Origin of the sequence: Aeromicrobium sp. (genome assembly GCF_049586495.1) — a bacterium.
Classification (GTDB): Bacteria; Actinomycetota; Actinomycetes; order Propionibacteriales; family Nocardioidaceae; genus Aeromicrobium.
In genome coordinates this window covers 1-5,348 of the sequence record NZ_JBAVCB010000121.1, presented here as the reverse complement: position 1 = coordinate 5,348, position 5,348 = coordinate 1, and the positions used below count along the sequence as shown (strand labels likewise).

Annotated in this window: 9 protein-coding genes; 7 read left to right on the top strand and 2 right to left on the bottom strand. The window is 66.8% G+C overall.

Features of this window, described 5'->3' with window-relative positions:
* The 7 genes from infA to rplQ form a co-directional block, all read left to right on the top strand.
* On the top strand, nt 1-124 hold a 124-nt coding region (infA, locus tag WB508_RS06580; RefSeq protein WP_423844082.1), incomplete at its 5' end, for a translation initiation factor IF-1.
* Between the two features lie 67 nt (nt 125-191).
* Nucleotides 192-305, top strand: a complete 114-nt coding sequence (gene rpmJ, locus WB508_RS06575) for a 50S ribosomal protein L36 (RefSeq protein WP_118394364.1) — start codon at nt 192-194, stop codon at nt 303-305.
* Nucleotides 306-488: 183 nt separating this feature from the next.
* Complete coding sequence (gene rpsM / locus WB508_RS06570; protein ID WP_423844081.1) at nt 489-857, top strand: 30S ribosomal protein S13; 369 nt, start codon at nt 489-491, stop codon at nt 855-857.
* A gap of 5 nt (nt 858-862) precedes the next feature.
* Complete coding sequence (gene rpsK / locus WB508_RS06565; RefSeq protein WP_423844080.1) at nt 863-1,258, top strand: 30S ribosomal protein S11; 396 nt, start codon at nt 863-865, stop codon at nt 1,256-1,258.
* 3 nt (nt 1,259-1,261) lie between these two features.
* Entirely contained in the window at nt 1,262-1,870 is a 609-nt protein-coding gene (gene rpsD / locus WB508_RS06560; protein WP_423844079.1) for a 30S ribosomal protein S4, read from the top strand.
* A gap of 73 nt (nt 1,871-1,943) precedes the next feature.
* On the top strand, nt 1,944-2,954 hold the full coding sequence (locus WB508_RS06555; protein WP_423844078.1) for a DNA-directed RNA polymerase subunit alpha: 1,011 nt from the start codon (nt 1,944-1,946) through the stop codon (nt 2,952-2,954).
* A 47-nt stretch (nt 2,955-3,001) separates the two neighbouring features.
* On the top strand, nt 3,002-3,532 hold the full coding sequence (gene rplQ, locus WB508_RS06550; RefSeq protein ID WP_423844077.1) for a 50S ribosomal protein L17: 531 nt from the start codon (nt 3,002-3,004) through the stop codon (nt 3,530-3,532).
* Between the two features lie 65 nt (nt 3,533-3,597).
* Here the strand turns inward: rplQ and WB508_RS06545 are convergent, their stop codons facing one another.
* Both WB508_RS06545 and WB508_RS06540 read right to left on the bottom strand, forming a co-directional pair.
* The gene (locus WB508_RS06545; RefSeq protein ID WP_423844076.1) at nt 3,598-4,188 is read right to left on the bottom strand and encodes a class I SAM-dependent methyltransferase; all 591 of its coding nucleotides are present in this window, start codon (nt 4,186-4,188) and stop codon (nt 3,598-3,600) included.
* Between the two features lie 19 nt (nt 4,189-4,207).
* The coding region (locus tag WB508_RS06540) for a hypothetical protein (RefSeq protein WP_423844075.1) at nt 4,208-5,348 on the bottom strand (1,141 nt) is incomplete at its 5' end.

The following is a 5,348-nucleotide window of genomic DNA, read 5'->3' as shown; positions in this document are numbered from 1 at the left end:
ACTCGCCCACATCAGTGGCAAGATGCGTCAGCACTACATCCGTATCCTCCCCGAGGACCGGGTCGTGGTCGAGCTCTCGCCGTACGACCTCAGCCGCGGACGCATCGTGTACCGCTACAAGTGAGCTTGCTTGCGAGCGAACAATTCCATACCGCGAAACCCACACGTTCACGAAAAAGAGAGCTTCGTACATGAAGGTCAACCCGAGCGTGAAGAAGATCTGTGACAAGTGCAAGGTGATTCGTCGCCACGGCCGCGTCATGGTGTTGTGCGAGAACCCGCGCCACAAGCAGCGCCAGGGCTGAACACAGCTTCTTCACACACAGCAGTACTGAACACCTGATCGCTCCCGTCACACCATGCGTCATCGGTGCCGGCGGGTCACCTCCGGAGCGTAGGCCGGAGCCCGACTCCAGATCACCCATGATCTGGGAGGCAGTCGGGATGCCTCAGGTGCCACACCTCGCCGAATGGAAGGAACTGCCTACATGGCACGCCTCGTTGGAGTAGACCTCCCGCGCGACAAGCGCGTTGAGATCGCACTCACCTATGTTTTTGGGATCGGTCGCACCCGCGCCATCCAGACCCTCGCCGCCACCGGCATCAGCCCGGACAAGCGCGTCCACGAGCTTGACGACACTGACCTCGTCGCGCTGCGCGATCACATCGAAGCGAACTACCAGACCGAGGGCGACCTTCGCCGCACGGTCACCGGTGACATTCGCCGCAAGATGGAGATCGGCAGCTACCAGGGTCGTCGTCACCGTGCGCACCTGCCCGTTCGTGGGCAGCGCACCAAGACCAACGCGCGTACCCGCAAGGGACCCAAGCGCACCGTCTCCGGAAAGAAGAAGTGATCTAGATGGCTCCGAAGACTGCCACCAAGAAGGTGCGCCGCAAGGTCAAGAAGAACGTCGTGCAGGGCGAAGCCCACATCAAGAGCACGTTCAACAACACGCACGTCACCATCACCGATCCGTCCGGCGCTGTGATCGCCTGGGCCTCGGGTGGAACCGTCGGATTCAAGGGTTCGCGCAAGTCGACCCCGTACGCCGCCGGCATGGCAGCTGAGGCTGCTGGCCGCCAGGCGATGGAGCACGGCATGAAGAAGGTCGATGTCTTCGTCAAGGGCCCCGGTTCGGGCCGCGAGACGGCGATCCGTTCGCTGAGCGGTGTCGGCCTCGAGGTCGGCACCATCTCTGACGTGACCCCCAGCCCGCACAACGGCTGCCGCCCGCCCAAGCACCGGAGGCTCTGACTCATGGCTCGTTACACCGGACCCCTCACCAAGAAGTCGCGTCGTTACGGCGTCGACCTCGTGGGCGGCGACGCCGCCTTCGAAAAGCGTCCCTACCCTCCCGGACAGCACGGTCGCACCCGTGTCAAGGAGTCGGAGTACCGCACGCAGCTGCACGAGAAGCAGAAGGCGCGCTACACCTACGGCGTCCTGGAGAAGCAGTTCCGCAAGTACTACGAGAGCGCGTCACGTCGTCCCGGCAAGACCGGCGACAACCTGCTGATCGCACTGGAGAGCCGCCTCGACAACGTGGTGTACCGCTCCGGTCTGGCCCGCACGCGTCGTCACGCCCGCCAGCTGGTGTCCCATGGACACTTCCTGGTCAACGGCGTCAAGACGAACATCCCGTCGTTCCAGGTCAGCAAGCACGACATCATCGATGTCAAGACCAAGTCGCTGGAGACCACGCCGTTCATCGTCGCGCGTGAGACCCACGACCAGGACACGGTTCCCGGCTGGATGGATGTGTCGCCTGACCGCGGTCGCATCCTCATCCACACCCAGCCGGTCCGCGAGCAGATCACTCTGCCGATCCAGGAACAGCTGATCGTGGAGTTCTACTCCAAGATCTGATTCACCCCCGCACGATTCACACAGCACCATGACCCGGGCCCTCAAATAGTGGTCGGTCCGGAAAGGAAGAAACATGCTGATCGCCCAGCGCCCCGTCCTGTCCGAAGAGGTTGTTGACGATTTCCGTTCGCGGTTCGTCATCGAGCCCCTCGAGCCCGGATTCGGCTACACCCTCGGCAACTCGCTGCGTCGTACGCTGCTGTCGTCGATCCCGGGTGCGGCCATCACGTCGATCAAGGTCGACGGTGTCCTGCACGAGTTCTCGACCGTCCCCGGCGTGACCGAGGATGTCACCGAGATCATCTTGAATCTCAAAGATCTGGTCGTCTCCTCGACCATCGACGAGCCTGTCGTGATGTACCTGCGCAAGGAGGGTGCTGGCGCCGCCACTGCTGCCGACATCACCCCGCCCGCGGGTGTCGAGGTGCACAACAGCGACCTGCACGTCGCGACCCTGAACGACAAGGGCAAGCTCGAGATCGAGCTCGTCGTCGAGCGCGGCCGCGGTTATGTGTCGGCCGTGCAGAACAAGACCGGCGAGGAAGAGATCGGGCGCATGCCGGTCGACTCCATCTACAGCCCGGTCCTCAAGGTCACGTACAAGGTCGAGGCGACTCGTGTCGAGCAGCGCACCGACTTCGACCGCCTGGTCATCGACGTCGAAACCAAGAAGTCGATGCTGCCTCGCGACGCCATCGCATCGGCCGGCTCCACGCTGGTCGAACTGTTCGGCCTGGCTCGCGAGCTCAACGTCGAGGCCGAGGGCATCGACATCGGCCCGTCGCCTGTTGACGAGCAGCTGGCTGCCGACCTGGCCCTGCCGATCGAGGACCTGAACTTCACGGTTCGCTCCTACAACTGCCTCAAGCGCGAGGGAGTCCACACCGTGGGCGAGCTCATCACCCGCTCGGAGCAGGACCTGCTGGACATCCGCAACTTCGGCTCCAAGTCGATCGACGAGGTCAAGGCCAAGCTCGTCGAGATGGGCCTGGGTCTCAAGGACAGCCCCGCCGGATTCGACCCCACGGCCGTCGTCACCGAGTACGACGACGACGCCAGCTTTGCCGAGGACGAGCAGTACTGAGCTTCGGCTCACGTCACTGCCTCACCGATTGATTCTGGAGACATTTCATGCCCACGCCCACCAAGGGACCTCGCTTCGGCGGCAGCCCCGCCCACCAGCGTCTGATTCTCGCCAACCTCGCGCAGAACCTGTTCGAGCACGGCAAGATCACCACGACCGAGGCCAAGGCCCGCCGCCTGCGCCCGTACGCCGAGCAGCTCATCACCAAGGCCAAGACCGACACGGTGGCCAACCGGCGCCAGGTCGTCAAGGTCATCCGTGACAAGAGCATCTTGCACACGCTGTTCACCGAGATCGGCCCGGCCATGGCCAGCCGTCCTGGTGGATACACGCGCATCACCAAGATCGCGGCCCGCAAGGGCGACAACGCGCCCATGGCCGTGATCGAGATCGTCGAAGCTCAGGACTTCCCGGCTCAGAACCAGCAGCCGAAGAAGACACCGAAGGCCGACAAGCCCGTCGAGCCCGTCGTCACTGACGAGGATCTCGGCTCGGAGGTCGAGGTCGACGAAGCCATCGTCGACGCCCCGGAAGCGGCCGAGACGGTCGACGCCTCCGCCGAGACCGACGACAAGTAGACAGCTCAGCACGAGGGGCCCGACACCACACGGTGTCGGGCCCCTCGTGCGTGGTGGGCACGCGATCAGCCGCGTCGCACCTCAAGCACCCGGAAGCCGCGGCTGCTGGCCACCCGGTCGGTGGGCCATCCCTGCTGGACCAGCCAGCGCTGCAGCGAGTCGGCGCCCAGGTTCTTGCCCACGACCAGTCGCGCTGAACCGCCAGGCGCGACACGGGGCAGCCACTGCAGCAGGAGGTCGTGCAGGGCCTGCTTGCCGATCCGGATCGGTGGATTGGACCAGATCGTGTCGAAGGTCAGGTCGGTCGGCACCTGCTCGGGGAGCGCCGGATGCACGCGGGCGCCGAGCGCGTCGGCGTTGAGCGCGGTCAGATCCAGGGCGCGCGGGTTGACATCCACGGCCCAGACCTCCAGAGCCGGTTCCGCGGCGGCCGCCACGCACGCGATGGGCCCCCAGCCGCATCCGAGGTCGAGCAGACGGCCCCGGGCGGGTGGCTCGGACTCGGCCAGGAGCACGGCGGTCGCGTGGTCGAGCCCGTCGTGCGAGAACACCCCGGCCGACGTCGTGAACGTGTGCTCGCGGCCCCAGACCGTGGCGCGCACCGATCGGCGCACGTCGGCGGTCCCGGGCTGATCGTCGAAGTAGTGGTCGGCCACCCGTCCAGTGTTCCAGTCCTCACAGCCAGACGAGCACCAGAACCACCGCGACGACGACGACCGCTGCTCCGGCGAGCTGGCGCGGCCACGTCCAACGCTGCTCGGGCGGCTCCCCGCCGAGGATGGACAGCACCCCCAGCACGGCGCCAGGCAGTGCCAGCGCGACGAATCCCGTGCGGACGGCGTCGATCTCGCGGCGACCCTCCCCCGTGTCGATCGTGTACGCGATGACCGTGCCGATGACGATCATCACCAGCACCTCGACCACGCCGCGGGGGACGGCTCGACGCAGACTCGGGACGTCAGGGAGGCGATCACCCATCAGGTCCAACAGTTGCGGCAGCACGAAGATCGCGACGCCCACCCACAGCTGCCAGCAGCCGCCGATGAAAGCCCAGGCGAACAGCAGCATCAGCGCCGTGCGGATGGCGATGCCTCGCACCTGGACGGCGGTTGTCGGCGCCGGCGGCTCCGCGTAGTTGTGTACTGTGCGCAGGCGTGCGGGATATCCGTTCGCCACGACCTCCTCCACCACGAACCGCACCAGGACCAGCCCCACGGCCAGCAGGGCCAGCCCGTCGGCCTGCTGCGTGATCGGCTGCGCTCGGCCCACGAGGTCGCCCAGGCTGCTGACGACGCCCTGCACGGCCCAGCCGGTCAGCAGGGCGGCGATGGACGCATCCGCGAGCCGGTCCCAGCCGTACACCTGCCCGTCGGCCGCGAGGCGTCGGAACGGTCGAGCCGCCCCGGCGATCAACGGAACGAGGGTCCACAGCGCCACCAGGCCCAGCAGGCCTCGCGTGCCCTGCGCCAGCGTGAGGTCGCCCGCCGTCAGGCCGCCGGAGACCAGGACCGCTCCGGCGAAGCCGAGGGCGGCGGCGAAACCGGCCGCGGCGTCCAACACCGCGACGATCATCAGCACGACGACGAGGGCCAGCCCGGGAGCCAGCGGCCGTCCGTCGCTCGCCGCGGCAGCCGCCAGTCCCAGCACCAAACCGATCACGGGCGTGAGCGCCCACAGCGATCCCAGAGCCGCCCGCAGGTGCGCGCCGTCGGCCAGGACGCGCGCCGCCAGCGGGAAACGGGGTGCCACTCGCACGGGGACCAGCAGGCCCCACGCATCGCTCAAGGCGCGTCCGGGTGCCCGCCAGGTGAAGGAC